Below are 19,063 nucleotides of genomic sequence, written 5' to 3'. Positions count from 1 at the left end.
CGCCCCGGCAGCCCGAGTACCCTTGGTGACATGGCAGCAGGCGGTAGGGCATCGGGCAGGCCCGCGAAGAAAAAGGGCCCGGCCAAGGGCACGGGTGGGCAGAACCGCCGGTCGCTTGAGGGCAGGGGCGCGACTCCGCCTGCCGAAGCGCGCCACTGGTACAAGGACAAGGCCCGCGAGGAGCGGGTCGCGCGCGAGGAGCGCGGCGGTGCCCGGCGTCCGGGTCCCGCCAGGCCGCAGCGCCGCTCGGAAGACGCCCCCGACTACATCGGCGGCCGCAACCCGGTGCTGGAGGCGCTGCAGGCCGGCGTGCCGGCCAGCGTCCTGCACGTGGCGCAGCGCATCGACAACGACGACCGCGTACGCGACTCCATCAAGATCGCGGCCGAACGCGGCATCGCCCTGCTTGAGGCCAGCCGCGACAAGCTCGACCGCCTCACCGAGGGCGGCGTACACCAGGGCGTCGCCCTGCAGATCCCGCCCTACGACTACGCGCACCCATCCGAACTGGTCGAACTCGCCCAGGACGCCGCAGAAGCGCCGTTGATCGTTGCCCTGGACTCGGTCACCGACCCGCGCAACCTCGGTGCCATCGCCCGCTCCGCCACCGCCTTCGGCGCCCACGGCCTGCTCATCCCGTCCCGCCGCGCGGCCGGCGTCACGGGCGGCGCCTGGAAGACCTCGGCGGGCACGCTCGCCAACCTGCGCGTGGCCCGCGCGTCGAACCTGACGGCGGCACTCCGCGAGTACCGCGACGCCGGCCTGTTCGTGGTGGGCCTCGACGGCGCCGGCAAGACCGACATCGGCGACGTCGACCTGCTGACCGAGCCGCTGGTGGTGGTCGTGGGCTCGGAGGGCAAGGGACTGTCGCGTCTGGTGCGCGAACAGTGCGACGTGGTGACCCGCATCCCGATACAGGCGGCTGAGTCGCTCAACGCGGGTGTGGCTGCCGGGGTGGCGCTGTATGAAGTCGCTCGTCACAGGCGCCTCTAGCGTCTACACTGGTAGGCCGTGCCGACGTAGCTCAATCGGCAGAGCATCTGTCTTGTAAACAGAAGGTCAGGGGTTCGATTCCCCTCGTCGGCTCTGCAACAAGAAGCCCCTGAACAGGCGATTCGCCGTCAGGGGCTTCTTTGTTTGCCAGGGTAATGTCGCGGACCGCCCACTGCCGGCGGGCGCCGCGATTCATGGTTAAGCGACCCGTACCGAGTGTGGGCCAACGCTGATCGTCACATCGACGTGGCCACCAAGGGCGGCTGCGTAGGCGCGGATGGTCTCGAGCTCCATCGAGTCCAGATCGCCGTTCTCGATCTGGGATACGCGTGCTTGCGAAATCCCGAGAGCAGCAGCGACCTCAGACTGCGTCTTACCGACGGACTTGCGCAGTTCCTTCAGGTGGTGACCGGCGACATAGGCATCCAGGTGGGCATCGGCGTCGGCCTGCCGCTGCGGGTCGGTCAGTTCGGGGTACAACCGGTGCGCTTCCGCCTTGACCTCACGCCAGTTGCGTCCTGGGCTCATCGTTTGTCCTCCCTCTTCGTCTCAGCAGACTTGGCGGCGCGGTACTCGGCGTAGCGTGCTTTTGCCAGTGGGATCGCTTCCTCGTACCAGCGTGACCATCTACCGGCCTTGTCACCGGCCACGAGGAAGATGGCTTCCCTGTCCGGATCAAAGACGAACACGATTCTGATCTCTGTCCGCTTTCGCGAGCCTGGGCGTAGCTCCTTGAGGTTGCTCATGTCGCCGTCTATCAGGGTGTCGACCAATGGACGCCCGAGGGCAGGGCCGACTTCGGAAAGGCGGTCAATGGCCTTCTCGATCAAAGCAGCGGAGTCTGGATCGCTCTCGCAGAGCTTGAGGAACCACGATTCGACGGGCTCAAGCAGCACGATCTCCCAGGCATGCAGGCAGTATAACGTGTGACTTATGGCGAAGCCAGTGGGTGATCCCACTAGTCGATGCGCGTCTTGGAGGCGTGAGCTTCCGTGGCTGGCCGGACACATGGGCAGGATGTCGGCAGGCCGTGCCCCGTATGCGTGGGCCGCGCTCCGACACAGGCACAAATACCGCAGCAGGTTGACGACGGGATATAGGGGGTGATCCCTACTGTGCGGGGGAAGGTCGCGGCATGGCGGACGTGCCGATCTTCAGCCACCTGAGCAGGAGGAGTAGATCGTGCATGCCCCAAGAGTCCCGTTGACGGAGCGGTGATGGCGCCCGTTCGCATCGCAGCAGCCGTCGCGGCGGCCGCTTTATGTATGAGTTCGGCCCTCGCGGGCTCGTCGGCCCACGCCGTCCAGCAAGCGCCTCCAGCGACGGGGCAGCGCATCGACACCGCCACCGAAGCCAGTGCTCAGCGGGCCGCGCGGTGGTTGCGGGAGCGGGTGGAGGTCGGCTCCATGCGTACCGAGACCCGGACCGTTCATGCCACCCCCGAGGGTGGTTTCGTGCTGGAGCAGCACGCTCGTCCGGTGCGGGTGCGGCAGAACGGGCGCTGGACCGATGTGGACACCACCCTGCGCCGCCTGCCCGATGGGTCGGTGGCGCCGGTGGCGACGGCTGTGGGGCTGCGGTTCTCCGGCGGCGGAGGAAAGGCGCCGATGGCGATGGTCGCGCGTGGGGGCAAGTCGCTCGCGCTGTCGTGGGTCGATGAGTTGCCCGCGCCGGTGCTTGACGGTCCCACCGCCACCTATCGCGAGGTGCTCAAGGGGGTGGATCTGAAGGTCAGCGCTGATGTTGACGGTTTCTCGCATGTGCTTGTGGTCAAGTCCCGTAAGGCGGCTGCCAGGCTGGGTAAGTTGCGTTTCTCCATCGGCTCGAAGGGGTTGAAGGTGGGGGAGGGCAACGGGGGTGGGCTTCGGGCGGTGGATGAGGCGGGTGGTGAGGTGTTTGCCGCGCCTACTCCGTTGATGTGGGAGTCGCCGGGTGACGGCGGGGCGGCGGCAATCAGGGCGGTTGGGCCTGGCAGGGGTGTGCCTCCCGGGGCGCGGCACGAGGCGATGGGGCTGGAGGTGACCGGCGGTGGCAAAACGCTGGAGCTCATGCCCGACAAGGAGATGCTCGACGATCCGGGTACGCGTTATCCGGTCTACCTGGATCCGTCCGTGTCGGCGCCGCGCGGGGCGTGGGCGGCTGTCTGGCAGCGGTATCCGAACACTAACTATCTGAACGCCGCCGACGTGGCCAGGGTTGGGCACGAGAGCAGCACCGGTCAGACCAATCGCTCGTTCTTTCAGCTGAATAATGGCAACGCCATTCACGGTAAGCAGATCGTCAGGGCCACGTTCCGGGTTTACGAGGACTGGTCGTGGTCGTGCAGTCCGCGGCCGGTTGAGCTCTGGCTCACGAGTGCGATCAGTAACACCACCACCTGGAACAATCAGCCGGCCTGGGTGGCGTGGCTGGATACCGAGCATGTGGCCAAGGGCTGGGGCGCCGGCTGTCCGCCCGGAGGTGTGGAGTTCGATGCCACGCATGCCGCGGTGCGTGCGGCGGCGGAGAACTGGCCGCACATCACGCTCGGGATGCGGGCCACCGACGAGCGCGACACGTACGCGTGGAAGAAGTTCAACAGCAACCCCGTCCTGGTGATCGAGTACAACAGCCCGCCGGCCACGCCCGCCGCCGCCGACGTCTGGACCGACCCGGGCGGCTCCTGCACGACGGCCGCCGTCGTAGGGACGGCGGCCCCCCGGTTGTACGCGCGGCTGCACGACGGCGACAACGCCGTGCGCGGTCGCTTCGAGTGGTACGACGGCGACACCAGGGTGGGCGAGGTCCTTACCGCGTCGGCCGGTTCGGGGAACGCGTTCTATGCCGCCGTTCCGGCGGGGGCGTACAAGGACGGATCGACGATCCGGTGGCGGGTACGCGCGGAGGACGGGATCGCCACCGGTGGCTGGAGCCCGTGGTGTGAGCTCCGGGTTGACGCCACCGCTCCGGAGCGCGAGCCCGAGGTGAGCTCGGTACGGTATCCGGAGAACGCCTGGGGTGACGGGGCCGGCCGGGCCGGTTCGTTCACGTTCGGCGCCAACGGGGTCACCGACGTGACCGCGTTCGTGCATGGGCTCAACCGCGAGCCGGACACCGAGGTCAAGGCCGTTGACGGGCGCGCCACCGTCGAGATCACCCCGCAGGAGGAGGGGCCCAATGTGCTTTCCGTACGCAGTAAGGACGGCGCGGGGAAGTTGGGCCCGATTCGGATGTACGTCTTCAACGTACGGGCGGGCACGGCCCCCGTCGGCCACTGGTCCTTCGATGAGGGCCACGGCGGCATGGCGGCCGACTCGGCGGGTGACCATCCGGCGACGCTGAGCGGCGCGGGGTGGGCCGAGGGGCGGCAGGGCGGTGCGGTGCGCTTCGATGGAGAGGGGCAGCACGCCGTGACGGGCTCGCCGATCATGGCGTCCGGGCAGAACCTCGCGGTCTCGGCATGGGTGCGGCTCGACAGGTTGCCCGCCGGCAATGCCGCCGCGGTCGCCCAGGATGGTGAGCTGCACGCCGGGCTCTGGCTCGGCTATCGGGCCGCGTCCAGATCGTGGTCGTTCAATCTGAATCACACTGCCGGTACGTCCCAGCCGGTGTGGGCGCACAGCGCGCAGGACACCGCCAAGGCCGGTGTGTGGACGCACCTGACCGGCGTGTACGACGCCGCGGCCAAGAACATGTACCTGTTCGTCAACGGCCGTCTGGCTGCCGGTCCCGTGAAGTACCACGGTGGTGCCGGACCCGCGGGGCCGCTGCGGTTCGGCCAGGCCCAGTTCCAGGGCGGCATGGTCGACTCGTGGCCGGGCGACGTGGACGACGTGCGGGTCTGGGACCGCGCCGTGGTGCCCGAGGAGATCGCCGGCCTGGTCAACGGGGCGAAGACGTTGACCGCCCACTGGAAGCTGGACGGGAACGGAGAGGACGCCACCGGCAGGACCGGGCCGCTCGCCCCGGGCGGTAGTGCGGCGTGGACCTCCGGCTGGGTCGGTGACGCGATCACGTTGGACGGCGTCGCCGGCCATGCCGCGGCGGGCGGGGCGGCGGTGCGTACCGACCAGAGCTACACCGTCGCCGCCTGGGTCCAGCTGGATCGCCTGCCGCCGTCCGATGCGGTGGTCGTTGCCCAGGGCGGGAGCCGGGCCAGCCATTTCTCGATGGGGTACTCCTCGGCGGGCCGTTGGGGGATCGGTGTGGCCGACGCCGACACCGATGCCCCCGGCGCGTGGGCGGCCCTGTCGGACGCGGTGGCGTACCCGATGGAGTGGACGCACATCGCGGGCGTCTATGACGCCCCGGCCGGGAAGGTGCGCATTTACGTCGGCGGGCAGCACGTGCCGTCCACCGATCTCGACTACGTCGGCACCTGGAACTCGGAAGGGCCGCTTCAGGTGGGGCGCGGGATCTCCGCCGGCGCGATGGGGGGCCACTGGCCCGGCGCGATCGACGACGTGCGCGTTTACCAGGGTGCCCTGAGCTCCGACGACATAGCCCGGCTCGCAGCCGGATAACTCCTTTCCGCCGGCCGGGCCGTCCCCCGATCATGCGGGGGCCTGCCGCGGGCGATCCTCGCTCTCTGGATGGTGTGCATGGACGGCTTCGGGGAGATCCCTGAGACCGAGCGCTCGACGTTTCTGATCTACGACTGGTATCCGCGTGCCGCGCGGTGGTTCGCCCGTGCCTGCGCGGTGATGGCGGTGCTGGTCGCCGCGCCGCTCGCGCCGGCCCTCCCCGCGCAGGCCGCCGAGCACCGCCGGGAACGGCCCGGTGTGCAGGAGGAGGAGCCCGTTCCTGGCACCGCGGTTCCCGTGCTGGCCAAGCGCGAGGACGCCGTGGCCGGCGATGCGCTCAAGAAGCCGCCGGTGGTGGCCTGGCCGCGCGCCGGCGCGGTGGAGGTGGAGCCCGGCGGGGCGAAGAAGACGGCGGGCGGCTCGCTCGGGGTCCGCCTCGACAAGGCGCCGGGCCGGGTCCGGCTGGAGGTCCTGGACCACCAGGCCCCCGGCCTGGATCAGGCCCCCGGTCATGCTCGGGTCCCCGGCCTGGATCAGGCCCCCGGTCATGCTCGGGTCCCCGGCCTGGATCAGGCCCCCGGCCAGGCTCGGGTCCCCGGCCTGGCGCAGGCTTCTGAACGGGCAGGGGATTCCGAACTGGTGTTGCGGGTGTCGCCGGGGAAGGGCGTCGCCGCGCGTGGCGGCAAGGCGCGGGTGCGCCTGGACTACTCCGGGTTCCGTCACGCCTTCGGCGGTGACTACGCCGCCCGGTTACGCCTGGTCAAACTGCCCGACTGCACCAAGGAGAGCGGCGCGAAGGACTGCGTCGCGCCGGAACCGGTGGCGGCGCGGAACGATGTGCGCGCCGCGACCCTCACCGCCGACCTGGACGTGAGCACCACCAGCCTGTACGCGCTGACCACCACCCCGGCGGGCCCGTCCGGCGACTACAGGGCGACGTCGCTGGCCCCGTCGGCGAAGTGGAGCGTGGGCCCGCAGTCGGGCGACTTCTCCTGGAGCTACCCGATACGGGTCCCGCCGGCGATCGGCGGCGACGAGCCGGCCGTGAACCTGAACTACTCCTCCCAGAGCGTGGACGGCCGCACCTCGGCCACCAACAACCAGGCATCCTGGGCGGGCGAGGGCTTCGACCTGACCCCGGGCGGCTACATCGAACGCCGCTACAAGGCGTGCACGGCAGACGGCAGGAAGACCGGCGACCTGTGCTGGGACCACGACAACGCCACCCTGGTCCTGAACGGCTCCGCCGTGGAACTGGTCAAGGGCGCCGGCGGCTGGCGGCTCAAGCGTGACGACGGCACCAGGATCGAGCAGCTGACCGGCGCCGTCAACGGCGACGACGACGGCGAGCACTGGCGGGTGACCAGCACCGACGGCACCCAGTACGTGTTCGGCCTGAACCGGCTGCCAGGCTGGAGCCCCGGCAAGCCCGAGACCCGCTCCGCCTGGACCGCGCCGGTGTACGGCAACGAGGCCGGCGAGCCCTGCCACAACGGCGTGGCCGACAACGCCTGGTGCCGGCAGGCCTGGCGGTGGAACCTGGACAGCTCGACCGACCGGCACGGCAACACCATCACGTACTGGTACGAGACCGAGCAGAACCACTACGGCCGCGGCGAGCACCCGGAATGGGGGACCCCGTACATCCGGGGCGGCCACCTGAGCAGGATCGACTACGGTTACCGCGCCGACGAGCTGTTCACCGGGCAGCCGGCCGCCCGCGTGTTGTTCACCGTGGCCGAGCGCTGCCTGCCCGGCGGGGCCGTCACCTGCGACCCGGCGCAGCTGACCAAGGACACCGCGACGCACTGGCCCGACGTGCCGTTCGACCGTAACTGCGCGGCCGGCGAGCAGTGCAAGGACAGGACCTCGCCCACGTTCTGGACGCGCAAGCGCCTGGCCAAGGTCACCACGCAGATCCGGTCGGGGAGCGCGTACCAGGACGTCGATTCCTGGACGCTGAGGCACTCCTTCCCCGCCTCCGGCGACGGCCTCGGCCCGGCGTTGTGGCTGGCGGGCATCCGGCACGCCGGGCACGTCGGCGGCACGGTCGAGCTGCCCGAAGTGACCTTCGACGGCGTGCAGCTGGACAACCGGGTGGACGGCGACGAGGGCCGCGCCCCGCTGATCAAGTGGCGGATCCGGTCCGTCTACAGCGAGGCCGGCGCCGAGCTGCGCGTCAACTACGCGCCCGAGGAGTGCACCCCGGCGAACCTGCCCGCGCCCGACCGCAACACGATGCGCTGCTTCCCGCAGCGGTGGGCGCCGCAGAACGAGCAGGAGGTGCTCGACTGGTTCCACAAGCACGTCGTCGCCCAGACCGTGGAGATCGACCGCACCGCCCGCTCGCCCTGGCTGGTCACGGACTACGAGTACGTGGGCGGCGGCGCGTGGCGCTACGCCGAGAACATCCTGACCAAGCCGGAGCAGCGCACCTGGTCCGACTGGCGCGGCTTCGGCAGGGTGAGGGTGCGTCAGGGTGACGGCCAGGACGGTAAGCGTACGCTCACCGAGCACGTGTACTACCGCGGCATGCACGGCGACCGGCTCGCCGCGGGCGGCGCCAAGAGCGTCCAGGTGATCGACTCCGAGGGCGGCGCCCGCGACGACCTGGACCAGTACGCCGGGTTCGAGCGGGAGACCGTCGTGCACGACGGCGACGGCGGCGAGATCCTTACGGCCACCGCGCACGAGCCGTGGTCGCGGCAGACGGCCTCCTCGACGTTCGAGGGCGTCACCAAGGCGGCGCACCTGGTGCGGGCCGGGGCCACGACGATGCGTACGCGTACGGCCGGCGGCTCGTGGCGGCGCACGTCCGAGCAGCGCGTTTATGACGATCACGGCATCGTCACCCAGATCGACGACCACGGTGACCTGGCCGATCCCGGCGACGACACGTGCACCCGCTACAGCCACGCCAGGGACACCGCCACCTGGATGATCGACTTCGTCAGCCGTACGGAGAGGGTGGCCAAGCCGTGCTCGGTGACGCCGCAGCGGCCCGCGGACGTGCTGGCGGACGACCGTACCCACTATGACGGGCGGGCCTTCGGCGAGCCGCCGGTCAGGGGCGATGTCACCAGGACCGAGGAGCTCACCGAGTACACCGGCGGCACCCCTCGCTACGTGACCGAGGAGGTCCAGACCTACGACGCCTACGGCCGGGTCACCTCCGAGACCGACGCGGCGGGCGCGAAGGAGACCACGGCGTACACGCCGGCGTCCGGCGCGTACGCCACCGAGGTCAAGGAGAGCAACGCGCTCGGCCACACCAAGGTCAGTTACCTTCACCCGGCGTGGGGCGAGCCGGTGGCCGAGGTGGACCAGAACGGCCGCCGCATCGACCTGGCCCACGACCCGATCGGCCGGCTCACCAAGGTCTGGCAGCACGACCGCGACCGGGCCGCCGGACAGTCGCCCAGCACCGAGTACGCCTACCTGACCCGCACCGACGGCCCCAACGTCGTCACCACGAGGACCCTGTCGGCCGAGGGCGCCTACCTCACCAGCCACGAGTTGTACGACGGCCTGATGCGCAAGCGCCAGACCCAGGAGCCGGCCATCGGCGGCGGCCGGGTGCTCACCGACACCTTCCACAACTCGATCGGCGAGGTGGCCAAGACCAACTCCGGCTACTACAACACCGGCGAGCCATCGACCGACCTGCTGGCCGTGTCGGACGACGACGTGAGCGGCCAGGTCGTCAGCACCTACGACGGCGCGGGCGAGCTGGTCGGGCAGGCCCTCCTGGTCAAGGGTGTGGAGAAGTGGGCGTCCACGGCCCTGCGGCAGGGCGACCGGGTGAGCGTCACCCGGCCGTCGGGCGGCGGCGCGACCACCCACATCGGCGACGCCGAGGACCGGGTGATCGAACTGCGGCAGTACAAAGGTCCCACGCCGACCGGCGCGTACGACGCCACGAAGTACACCTACGACAAGGCGGGCCGCCTTTCGACGGTGACCGATCCAGCGGGGAACGTCTGGCGCTACCACTACGACCTGCGCGGCCGGGTGACCAAGACGGAGGATCCGGACAAGGGCATCACCACCACCGTCTACGACGACCTCGACGAGGTGGTCTCCACCACGGACGCCCGCGGCAGGACGCTCCACCACGTCTACGACGCGATCGGCCGCAAACTCGCCACCCACGAGGGCTCGGCCGCCGGGCCGAAGCTGGCCGAATGGCGTTACGACACGCTCGCCAAGGGACACCTGGCCGGGACCGTGCGGTACGCGGGCGGGCAGCCGTACACCGCGCAGATCAACACCATCGACCGGGACTACCGCACGCTGCGGCAGACGATCACCATCCCCGCCTCCGAGGGCAAGCTCGCCGGCTCGTACGTCTTCAACACCCGCTACACGGCCGACGACCAGATCCAGTCGATCACGTTCCCCGAGGCGGGCGGGCTGCCGGCCGAGACCGTCACCTACGCCTACGACGGGTTGCGGCAGCCGGTCCAGGTCACGGGGCTGGACTCGTACGTCACCGACGCCCGCTACAGCAAGCTCGGCGAGAGCCTGCAGTACGAGCTCAGCACCGGCACCCGCAAGACCTGGCTGACCTTCACCCGCGAGGAGGGCACCCGCCGGCTGATCGGCTCCCGGCTGGACCGGGATCACGCGCCCGCCGCCGACCTGGACCTGCGCTACACCTACGACCCCGCCGGCAACGTCACGAAGATCGCCGACCGGGACGCCGACACGCAGTGCTTCACCTACGACCACCTGCGCCGGCTGACCTCGGCGTGGACCGCCACCGACGACTGCGGCTCGCGGTCCCCGAAGGCGGAGGTGATCGGCGGCGTGGCGCCGTACGCGACCAGCTACGAGTACGACGCCGTCGGCAACAGGACGAAGGAGATCCAGCACGCCTTCACCGGGCGCAGTGAGGTGACCAGCGCCTACTCCTACAAGGGCCCGCACACGCTCGCCTCCGTCACCCCGACGGCCGGCACGCCCTCCGCCTACTCCTACGACCCGGCCGGCAATACCGTCACCAGGCGGGTCGGCGGCTCCGAGCAGCAGCTCGTCTGGGACGCCGAAGGCAACCTGGAGTCCGTCACCCAGGACGGCAAGACCACCTCGCACGTGTACGACGCCGACGGCGAGCGGCTGCTGAGCAAGGGTCCCGACGCGGCGGTCCTCTCCATCGACGACCTGGAGTTGCGGCTCGACCGTGCCAAGGACGTGGTGGAGGGCAGCCGCTACTACACCGTCAACGGCGAGGCCGTGGCCATGCGCGACTCCGCCGGCAAGGTGTTCTTCTTCGGCAGCGACCACCACGGCACCGCCAACGCCGCCGTGAACGCCGCCACCGGCGAGCTCGCCGTCCGCCGCCAGACACCGTTCGGCGCCGATCGCGGGGCCAAGCCGGCCTGGTGGCCGGGCCGGCGCGGCTTCGTCGGTGGCACCGCCGACGCGAGCACCGGCCTCGTCCGGCTCGGAGCACGCGAGTACGACCCCGCCACCGGCCGGTTCCTGTCCGTGGACCCGGTGATCGACGTCTCCGATCCGCAACAACTGCACGGGTACGCCTACGCCGGCAACAACCCGGTGTCGATGAGCGACCCCGACGGGCAGCTCTGGTGGTTCCTGGCCATCGCCGCCGTCCGCATCGCCATCCAGATCGCCGCCAGGCGGGCCGCGATGGCGGCGGCCGCGCGGGCGGCAGCGGCGGCGGCGCGGCGCGCGGCCCTCGCGGCGGCCGCCAGGAGGGCTGCCGCCGAGGCGGCCAGGAGGCGCGCGATCGAGCTCGCCAGGCGCCAGGCCATAGAGGCCGCCAGGCGGAAGGCGGCCCAGCTCGCGGCGCGCCGGGCGGCGGAGAAGGCCAGGCGGGCGGCCGAGGCGGCGGCCCGCAGGCGCGCCGCGGCGGCGGCTCGCGCGGCCCGTGCCCGCGCGGCCAAGGCCAGGCAGGCGCAGCGGGCGCTGCAGGCGATGCGCCGGCAGCAGCAGAAGCGGTGGGCCAAGCGGGAGACGTGGACGAAGCGGTCCACCCCGAACTCCCGGCCCACCAACCGCAACGCCCACCACCGCCAGTCCCCGCCGAAGACGCAGCGCACGCCGGTCTCCGGCACGCAGCAGCGCTACGACTGGAACAAGATCCACGAGCAGGTCTCTCCCGGATCGACCAGGGAGCGCTACACGTCCACGGAGGTGGAGACGCCGCACGTCCTGTTCAAGCAGCACGACCCGCCCGGCGGGCCCAAGATCCTGTACGAGGGACGCGGTGGCAAGGTGAACGCCGTCATCAGGCTTGGCGAGATCTTCGCGCGATACCTGGAGCCGGCGTCCTGACCGGCGGTCGTGACCCCTCCACGCGAGGGGTCACGTTGAGGGGTGGACCAGACCGCGGTCGTACGCGTACGACCGCGGGGGGTCACGTTGAGGGTTGGACCAGGCCGCGGTCGTACGCGTACGCCACCACGTGGGCGCGGCTGGACAGGGCCAGCTTGGCCATCGCCCTGTTCAGGTGCGTCTTGACGGTGGCCTCGCTGATCCACAGGAACGCGGCGATGTCCTTGTTGGACAGCGCCCGTGCCACCAGCGCGATCACCTCGGCCTCACGCCTGGTCAGCACGCCCGGGTCGGGGGTCTCGTCGAGCGGGCACCCCGTCAGCGCCGCCACCACATCCCGGGCCAGCAGCACGCCGCCCTCCGCCACCGCCCGGATCGCCGCCAGCAGCCGGGCGGGCGGGGCGTCCCACGGCAGCAGCCCGGCCGCCCCCGCCCGCAGCACCGCCCGAGCATAACCGCCGATCTCGCCCCGCCTCCCCAGAACCAGCACCTTGGGCCCGCTCCCGGCCAGGACCTTGGGCTCGCTCCCGGTCAGGGTCTTGGGCCCGCCTCTGGTCAGGACCCGGGTGGCTGTGACGGCGTCGGGCGTGCGCGCGTACAGCAGGGCGACCTGGGCGCGGATCCCCGCCGCCGCCTCGGCGGTCGCCACCTGTCCCGCGACCTCCAGGCCGCGCGCGCCCCGGATGAGCGCCGCCACGCGCGCCCGCCCGCGCTCCCGATCGCCGACCACCAGCACCTTGATCGTCTCCCTGCGCGCCCGCGGGCAGCACGGCATCGCGGCCTGCGCCGCCAGCGCCCGCCCCCACGGAGCGGCACGACGCCTGGACGGGGATGCTGCGGTCATCGGGGCTCCTCGAACGGGGGAATCTGCCCCTTACTTACCGGATGCCCTTTTCGTTTTCTTGGTGTGCCCGTTCGATCGGGTACGCGCGAGGGTCGGCCGCCGATCTTCCGTGACGGGAGGTTCGTCATCAGTTCACGGGGCGTTGCAGCCCGAAGTCCGGGTTCGGTCAGTCGGGGCTGATGGTCGCGGCGAGTGTGGCGCCGAGTTCCCAGCAGGCCGCCAGGTCCTCCTTGCCCGGCGCGCCCGTCACCGACACAGGCCGGTGGACCTGCTCCCAGCCGAGGCCGGTCGCGATCGACTCCACCGCGCGGACGGCGCCGGTCGTGTCGTTGTTGCCGTGCACATAAAGCCCGTACGGCAGGCGCTGGGTGTCCTCCAGGCACGGGTAGTAGATCGTGTCGAAGAAGTGCTTGAGCGCGCCGCTCATGTAGCCGATGTTGGCCGGCGTGCCCAGGACGACGCCGTCGGCCTCGAAGACGTCCGTGGTGGTGGCGCGCAGGGCCGCGCGGGTGACCACCTCCACGCCCTCGATCTCGTCGGTGCCGGCGCCCTGCCGTACCGACTCGAAGAGTTCGCGCAGCGTGGGCGAGGTCGTGTGATGGACGATGAGCAGGCGCGGCACGTTGTCAATCCTAGTGAGACTTCTTCGTCCACCGCTCGTAGGTGCTGTCCCCGGGAAGTACCCAGGCCGTGACGTCGGGTCTGGTGATTTCGCGCAGGAGCGTCGTCTTGCCGGACTTCTTTTTCGAGAGCTGATAGATCGCCACTCCGGTCCGGGTCTTCGAGCGGATGATGAGCCGTCCCGAGCGGTCGAAGTCGAGATCGTTGATGTACCGGCCCTTCGGCAGGCGCGCGGTCAGCGTGTCGCCCGCCCGGCCGGTACGCAGGTTGAGCAGGCGGACCTTGCGGGACTTGGACCAGGTGCCGACCGGTACGGCGGCCGTGACGTGGTCGTCGGCCAGGGCCGCCGGGGACAGCCGGGACTTCAGGCGCAGGCGGGCGCGCAGGCTACGGTCGAATACCGTGAGGCGTTCTCCTGCCAGCAGCAGCCGCTTGCCGTCGGGGCTGAAGCCCGCGAAACCCCACGTGTCCGTCTTCCCCGGCGGTGGCAGCACCTTGCCGGTACGCAGGTCGGCGAAGACGCCCACTCCCGGTGCCGAGGTCATGGTGAGCACATAGCTGCCGTCGTACGACACCAACGGCCATTCCTCGTCGAGGAAGTGCGCCTTGAGCTTCCGTGACACGACCTTCTCCGAGCCGTTCACGGTCCGGCGGACGAACAGCCCATCTGATTTGCGGTAATAGAACAGTTGCCGGCCATCACCGCTGATCAGGAGAGGGACATCGTCGCCCGCGTTGATCGCGTCCTTGGGGGCCGTGGTGAGAGCCTCCGGGATTTTGACGACGGTTCCGTCGGTCAGCACCACTTCCCAGCCCTGCGTCCGCTGGGCGTAGGAGATCTTCGCCGGTCCGGTGGCGGCCGTCGCGGGGTCAACGATCAGGGTCGTGGCAATGGCCGTGGTCAGGAGAAGGGCCGCCATACGCAGGTTCATGAAACATGAGATGCCGGTGATGCTCTGAAGGTTGCCATGATGTCTCGCGGGGAGACTACGCCGGGATCACCGGTAGCCGGACGCGTCCGCCGGTTTGCCCGGGTCCTGGACCTCCACCAGGTAGCGCCAGCAGTCCGGCTGGGAGCCGTCCACGTCCGTGAAGCCGTACTCGCGGGCCAGTTGCCCGCTCGACAGCGACTGCCCGCTCCAGCGCATCACGTCCGGGTCCGAGGCGAGGGCGGCCACGGCGCGGCCGACGTAGCGGGGCGTTTCGGAGATGACGAAGTGCGGCTCCCGGACGGTGGCGTCGCGCCAGTTGGACTCGCTCACCTCGAACAGGTCCAGCATCAGCTCCGACCGGAGCCAGCCCGGGGTCAGCGTCACCGCCGTGCACCCGTGCGGCCGCAGTTCGTGCGCCTGCGCGAAGCCGAGTCTGATCACCGCGCTCTTGGCGTGGTCGTAGAAGAAGGAGACGCGGTAGTTGTCGTCGTTGTAGTCCTTGGTGCCGTCGGTCATCTCCACGACGAGGCCGCCGGGCCGTTCGATCAGCAGGGGCAGCGCGTAGTGGCTGGTGATGACGTGCGTGTCGATGGCCAGCCTGAGCAGGCGCAGCCCGGCGTCGAGGTCGTGCCGCCACAGCGGCGTGTCCCACTGCGCCAGGTGCTCGCCGCCCCAGATGTCGTTGACCAGTACGTCCAGGCGTCCGTGGTCGCGCCTGATGCGGTCGACGAGTGACTTGACCTGCTCGCGTTCCAGGTGATCGACCTGGACGGCGATGCCCTGCCCGCCGGCCGCGGTCACCAGTTCGGCGGTCTCCTCGATGGTCTCCGGACGGTCGTACTCGGATCGGCTCTCGCGGGTGGTGCGGCCCGTCACGTACACGGTGGCCCCGGCCGCGCCCAGCTCCACCGAGATACCGCGCCCGGCCCCTCGGGTACCCCCTGTGACCAGCGCGACCTTGCCCTTCAGCGTGTTGCTCATAATGCGAAGGTAGAAGCTATATCCGACAACGTCTGTCATGTTTTGGAGGGTTGACCAACTACTTGACGTTCCGTACGTTCCAGCGAGGAGGCGGTTATGACAGATCAGTCCGGCACCACCTCGGCCTGGCCCGACTATCCTCCGGGCCCGTACGGCACCCCATCCCCCGAGCTGGCCCGCAGACAGGCGGAGGCACCGATCGAGCCGGTCACGCTGCCGAGCGGCGACCGGGTCCCCATGATCGTCCGGTACGCGGACGTGCGCGGCCTGCTCACCTCACCCGCCAGCAGCCGCAACCTGCGTGAGCCCGGCCTGCCCAGGATGGTCAAAGGCGCCTTTCTGGACGACGACCCCGCCGCGCTGGCCAACCAGGACCCGCCCGAGCACACCCGCTACCGCCGCATCATGCACGGCACGTTCACGCCCCGGCACATCGAACGCTGGCGGCCCCGCGCCGCGGCCATCGCCAACGAACTGCTCGACGCGGCCGGCGAGGAGTTCGACCTGGCCGCGGAGTACGCGCTGCCGCTGCCCGCGCGGGTGATCTGCGAGCTGCTCGGCGTGCCGATGGACCGCTTCGAGGAGTTCCGCGGGTGGACCGACATGACCCTGTCCACCTCCGACGCGAGCGCCGAGGCCAGGGGCAGGGCGTACACGGACTTCATGGCGTACGCGGGTGAGCTGATCGCACAACACCGCGTCAAGCCGGGTGACGACCTGATCGACCTGCTCATCGAGGCGCGGGACGAGGGCGACCGGCTCAGCGAGGACGAGCTGACCAACATGGTGTTCACGCTCATCCTGGCCGGTCATGAGACGACCGCCTCGATGATCATCCGGGGTACGTTCCGGTTGTTGCGCCATCCCGACCAGTACGCCGAGCTGGTCAAGCGGCCCGAGCTGCTGGAGTCGGCGGTGGAGGAGATCCTGCGGCACGAGGGGCCCGGCGGGACCGGCATGTTGCGGCGGGTCACCGAGGACGTCGAGGTGTCCGGCGGCACTCTGCCGGGCGGGGCCGTCGTGCTGCCGAACCTCGCGGCCGCCAACCATGACCCGTCGGTGTTCGAGGAGCCGCAGCGCTTCGACGTCCACCGGTTCGCCGTCGCCCCGCCGAACTCCCACCTGGGGTTCGGGCACGGCCCGCACTACTGCCTGGGCGCGAACCTGGCCAGGATGGAGCTGCAGGAGGCGTTCCGTGCTCTGGTGGCCCGGCTGCCGGGGCTGCGGGCGGAGGAGGATCTGGCGGCGGTGCCGTGGAGCGACGGCGGGTTCGTCTACCGCCCCCGGCGGCTGCTGGTCTCAGCGGGCTACCGGTCCTGACACCGAAGCGGTCACCGGTCCTGACGCCCGGATGGTTACCGGTCCTGACGCCGAAGCGGATACCGGTCCTGACAGCGGGGTGAGCGGGTGCCCGATATTTCGGGCTATGGGCGAACGCTGCGTCCCTCAGTGCCGGTCAGGGTGACCGTGCCGGTGGTGGCGCGCAGGCCGAAGCCGTACCGATACTGCCCGAGCTCCTTCCCGATCATGCCCGCGACCGAGGCGCCGTGCACCCGCCGCCACTTCCCGCCCTGCTCGGCATAGGAGGTGACCCTGTCGCCCGACAGCAGCAGCGCGAACCGGTTCCCGGAAGTCAGCGTCAGCGGCAGTTCGGCGGACGCATGGCGGAATTTCCCACCGACCCGCAGATCGATCCCGGTGCTCTTGCGGGTGTTGTTGTACCAGGCGGTGAGGTAGTTGTCCCCATCCTTCACATACCCGACGAAGACGCTGTCCTCCGGCTGCCCGGACCCGGCGAACGCGCCCACGGTCACCACGCTGACGGCCTGCCCGGAGGAGAGCGCGCGGGGCCCGGCCACCATGCCGAAGTACGGCGCCGCGCCGGTGGCGCTGAACCTGCCACCGCCGACGGCGATCGCCGGCACGCTCTCATCGGAGAACGGCCGGTAGGCGGCGTACCGGCGTGAGGTGTCGCCGCCGAACCGATCGGTGGCGTCGATCTGGGGCAGCGCCGCGAGATCGAGGTTCGCACCGCCCAGGTTCGGCGGCGTCGTACCGTCAAGCCAGGACGGCACGACGAGCACACCCGCCGCAACGAGCATCGCCACCACCACGGCGGTCGCCGCGATCTTGACCCCGGCCGGACGTTTGCGCCGCGGCTCCGTCGGCGGGCCGGTCCGCGCGGCGGGCACGCGGGGAAGAGCTCCGTCCACAAGTGTGTGTTCGCCGCCCGTGAGGCTGCGGAGCAACGCGGCCGCGCTCGGCCGCGCCGCCGGATCCTTGGCCAGGCAGGCGGCCACCATCGCCCGCAGCGGCTCGGGTACGCGGGACACGTCGGGCTCGTCGTGCAGGATGGCGTTCAGCACGGCGGGCACCGTCGAGGCGGGAAAGGCGGACCGTCCGGTCGCGGCGAAGACCATGGTGCCGGCCCAGGAGAACATGTCCGAGGCCGAGGTGAGCGGCCGGTCGGTGAACTGCTCGGGCGACATGTACGACGGCGTCCCCATCGGCGCCCCGGTCGTCATGGTGTCGAGCGCGCGGGCGATGCCGAAGTCGATCACCACCGGCCCTTCGGGACCGAGCACCACGTTGGCCGGCTTGAAGTCGCGGTGCACGATCCCGGCGCCGTGGATCGAGGCCAGCGCGGTCAGCGTGGACACCGCCAGCCGTTCCAGCCCGCCCCCGGCACGCGGCCCGTCGCGCTTGACCAGCGCGTCGAGGGACGGCCCCGGCACGTACTCGCTGACGATGTACGGCCGCTCGCCCACCAGCCCGGTGCCCAGAACCCTGGCTGTGCAGAAGGTGGCCACGCTCGCCGCGACCTCCGCCTCCCGCAGGAACCGCCGGCGCGTGTTGGGATCGTGCGCGTACCTGGCGTGCAGCACCTTGATCGCCGCTCGCCTGCCGTCGGGCGATTCCCCGAGGTAGACCGTGCCCTGGCCGCCCTCGCCCAGCTGCGAGAGGACCCGGTGATCCCCGAGCTGCGAGAATTCCGGCGCGCGATCGACAGTCACGACATCACAGGCTATCGGCTACTCACGCGCCGCATGGGCGATAAGCCACGGACTGCCGGTAACCGCGCGGCGTGACGCCGACCGCGCTGTGCAGGTGCCTGCGCAGCGAGCCGGCGGTGCCGAACCCGGCCAGCGCGGCGACGCGGTCCACGGTGAGGTCGGTGCTCTCCAGGAGGTGGCGGGCGCGCTCGATCCGCTGGCCGAGCAGCCACTGGGCGGGGCTGGTGCCCACTTCCTGGCGGAAGCGGCGGGTGAGGGTACGCCTGCTCATCCCGGCGTACGGCGAACGGTGCCTGGCCAGGTCGTGGACGGTGTCCAGGAGTTGCCGGGCGGGCGCGTCGCCGTCACCACGTGGCAGCCTCCGGGCCTGTGGGGCGTCGGACCCGGCGGCGAGGTGGCCGAGCTGGTGCCCGGCCGGACGCTCCCCGGCGCCGCCGACTTCTCCTTCGACCGCCGTCGCGGGCTGCTCCTGCTGCCGGCCCTGCTGGAGGACCGGCTGCTGGCGGTACCGCTCGGGTGACCTCATGGCAGGAGGAGAAGCGGCCCGACCGCGGAGTTCTCCACGGCCGTCTCACTCGCGGCGACGCTGCTGTCCCGCGGCACCCCGACCCGCAGCGGCAGGTCGAGCACGGTGAGCGCGTCCCTGTCGCCCTGCGGCTCCCTGCCGCCCGGTTTGAGATTGCCGTCCTGGAACGCGCTGGCCGCCATGTCGGCGTCGGAGAGAGGACGAGCAGCTTCTCGCCCTGGAACGCCGAGGGCAGTGCGGCGGGCGCCGGATCCGGCGCGCAGCCGGATCCCAAGGAGGGGGAGGAGGGAGCGGTGATGGCGGTGGCGCCGATCGCGACGACGGCAACGAGCCTGGTGCCTGGCAATGTC

General features: G+C 70.7%; 13 protein-coding genes and 1 tRNA gene. 5 read left to right on the top strand and 9 right to left on the bottom strand.

The window, feature by feature from the left end; translation table 11 throughout:
• The first annotated feature begins 30 nt into the window (after positions 1-30).
• Together rlmB and AB0I81_RS55380 are read left to right on the top strand one after the other, a co-directional pair.
• Positions 31-993: a 23S rRNA (guanosine(2251)-2'-O)-methyltransferase RlmB gene (gene rlmB / locus AB0I81_RS55385; RefSeq protein WP_360676886.1), complete on the top strand. Its 963-nt coding sequence runs from the start codon at positions 31-33 to the stop codon at positions 991-993.
• A 20-nt stretch (positions 994-1,013) separates the two neighbouring features.
• Positions 1,014-1,086 (top strand) — tRNA-Thr (locus tag AB0I81_RS55380).
• A gap of 105 nt (positions 1,087-1,191) precedes the next feature.
• On the opposite strand, the gene AB0I81_RS55375 is transcribed toward AB0I81_RS55380, so the two are convergent.
• Positions 1,192-1,521, bottom strand: coding sequence for a helix-turn-helix transcriptional regulator (locus AB0I81_RS55375; RefSeq protein WP_360676884.1), 330 nt, complete (start codon positions 1,519-1,521; stop codon positions 1,192-1,194).
• On the bottom strand, positions 1,518-1,889 hold the full coding sequence (locus tag AB0I81_RS55370; protein WP_360676882.1) for a type II toxin-antitoxin system RelE/ParE family toxin: 372 nt from the start codon (positions 1,887-1,889) through the stop codon (positions 1,518-1,520). The genes AB0I81_RS55375 and AB0I81_RS55370 overlap by 4 nt, the downstream gene beginning before the upstream one ends.
• Positions 1,890-2,258: 369 nt before the next feature.
• Between AB0I81_RS55370 and AB0I81_RS55365 the strand changes: the two genes are divergently transcribed.
• On the top strand, positions 2,259-5,495 hold the full coding sequence (locus AB0I81_RS55365) for a LamG-like jellyroll fold domain-containing protein (protein WP_360676880.1): 3,237 nt from the start codon (positions 2,259-2,261) through the stop codon (positions 5,493-5,495).
• 78 nt (positions 5,496-5,573) lie between these two features.
• A complete protein-coding gene (locus AB0I81_RS55360; protein WP_360676878.1) occupies positions 5,574-11,795 on the top strand; it encodes an RHS repeat-associated core domain-containing protein in 6,222 nt (2,073 codons plus the stop codon).
• 82 nt (positions 11,796-11,877) lie between these two features.
• Here the strand turns inward: AB0I81_RS55360 and AB0I81_RS55355 are convergent, their stop codons facing one another.
• The 4 genes from AB0I81_RS55355 to AB0I81_RS55340 form a co-directional block, all read right to left on the bottom strand.
• Entirely contained in the window at positions 11,878-12,639 is a 762-nt protein-coding gene (locus tag AB0I81_RS55355; protein ID WP_360676876.1) for a response regulator transcription factor, read from the bottom strand.
• A gap of 166 nt (positions 12,640-12,805) precedes the next feature.
• Positions 12,806-13,261 carry a flavodoxin gene (locus AB0I81_RS55350; protein ID WP_360676874.1) on the bottom strand — a complete coding sequence of 152 codons (456 nt, stop codon included), beginning with the start codon at positions 13,259-13,261 and terminating at the stop codon, positions 12,806-12,808.
• Positions 13,262-13,271: 10 nt separating this feature from the next.
• Entirely contained in the window at positions 13,272-14,180 is a 909-nt protein-coding gene (locus AB0I81_RS55345; protein ID WP_360676872.1) for a hypothetical protein, read from the bottom strand.
• A gap of 78 nt (positions 14,181-14,258) precedes the next feature.
• The gene (locus AB0I81_RS55340) at positions 14,259-15,173 is read right to left on the bottom strand and encodes an SDR family oxidoreductase (protein ID WP_360676870.1); all 915 of its coding nucleotides are present in this window, start codon (positions 15,171-15,173) and stop codon (positions 14,259-14,261) included.
• Between the two features lie 96 nt (positions 15,174-15,269).
• Here AB0I81_RS55340 and AB0I81_RS55335 point away from each other — a divergent pair, with 96 nt between their 5' ends.
• A complete protein-coding gene (locus AB0I81_RS55335; protein WP_360676868.1) occupies positions 15,270-16,493 on the top strand; it encodes a cytochrome P450 in 1,224 nt (407 codons plus the stop codon).
• A gap of 104 nt (positions 16,494-16,597) precedes the next feature.
• On the opposite strand, the gene AB0I81_RS55330 is transcribed toward AB0I81_RS55335, so the two are convergent.
• From AB0I81_RS55330 to AB0I81_RS55320, 3 genes are read right to left on the bottom strand one after another with little or no spacing between them, the layout of a single operon-like run.
• Complete coding sequence (locus AB0I81_RS55330; protein WP_360676866.1) at positions 16,598-18,187, bottom strand: serine/threonine-protein kinase; 1,590 nt, start codon at positions 18,185-18,187, stop codon at positions 16,598-16,600.
• Between the two features lie 22 nt (positions 18,188-18,209).
• Positions 18,210-18,713 carry a helix-turn-helix domain-containing protein gene (locus AB0I81_RS55325; protein ID WP_360676864.1) on the bottom strand — a complete coding sequence of 168 codons (504 nt, stop codon included), beginning with the start codon at positions 18,711-18,713 and terminating at the stop codon, positions 18,210-18,212.
• Positions 18,710-18,895 carry a hypothetical protein gene (locus AB0I81_RS55320; protein ID WP_360676862.1) on the bottom strand — a complete coding sequence of 62 codons (186 nt, stop codon included), beginning with the start codon at positions 18,893-18,895 and terminating at the stop codon, positions 18,710-18,712. The genes AB0I81_RS55325 and AB0I81_RS55320 overlap by 4 nt, the downstream gene beginning before the upstream one ends.
• Positions 18,896-19,063 lie beyond the last annotated feature (168 nt).

It is taken from the genome of Nonomuraea sp. NPDC050404, assembly GCF_040655495.1.
In the GTDB taxonomy this organism is placed as follows: domain Bacteria; phylum Actinomycetota; class Actinomycetes; order Streptosporangiales; family Streptosporangiaceae; genus Nonomuraea.
The sequence above is the reverse complement of the archived record's forward strand: the minus strand, read 5'-3'. Positions and strand labels throughout refer to the sequence as shown.

Excerpts from the sequence above, each read along its gene's own strand:
- AB0I81_RS55360 (WP_360676878.1), top strand. The coding sequence starts at position 5,574 with ATGGACGGCTTCGGGGAGATCCCTGAGACCGAGCGCTCGACGTTTCTG.
- rlmB (WP_360676886.1), top strand. The coding sequence starts at position 31 with ATGGCAGCAGGCGGTAGGGCATCGGGCAGGCCCGCGAAGAAAAAGGGC.
- AB0I81_RS55355 (WP_360676876.1), bottom strand. The coding sequence starts at position 12,639 with ATGACCGCAGCATCCCCGTCCAGGCGTCGTGCCGCTCCGTGGGGGCGG.
- AB0I81_RS55325 (WP_360676864.1), bottom strand. The coding sequence starts at position 18,713 with ATGAGGTCACCCGAGCGGTACCGCCAGCAGCCGGTCCTCCAGCAGGGC.
- AB0I81_RS55340 (WP_360676870.1), bottom strand. The coding sequence starts at position 15,173 with ATGAGCAACACGCTGAAGGGCAAGGTCGCGCTGGTCACAGGGGGTACC.
- AB0I81_RS55320 (WP_360676862.1), bottom strand. The coding sequence starts at position 18,895 with ATGGCGGCCAGCGCGTTCCAGGACGGCAATCTCAAACCGGGCGGCAGG.
- AB0I81_RS55375 (WP_360676884.1), bottom strand. The coding sequence starts at position 1,521 with ATGAGCCCAGGACGCAACTGGCGTGAGGTCAAGGCGGAAGCGCACCGG.
- AB0I81_RS55345 (WP_360676872.1), bottom strand. The coding sequence starts at position 14,180 with ATGGCGGCCCTTCTCCTGACCACGGCCATTGCCACGACCCTGATCGTT.
- AB0I81_RS55365 (WP_360676880.1), top strand. The coding sequence starts at position 2,259 with ATGAGTTCGGCCCTCGCGGGCTCGTCGGCCCACGCCGTCCAGCAAGCG.
- AB0I81_RS55335 (WP_360676868.1), top strand. The coding sequence starts at position 15,270 with ATGACAGATCAGTCCGGCACCACCTCGGCCTGGCCCGACTATCCTCCG.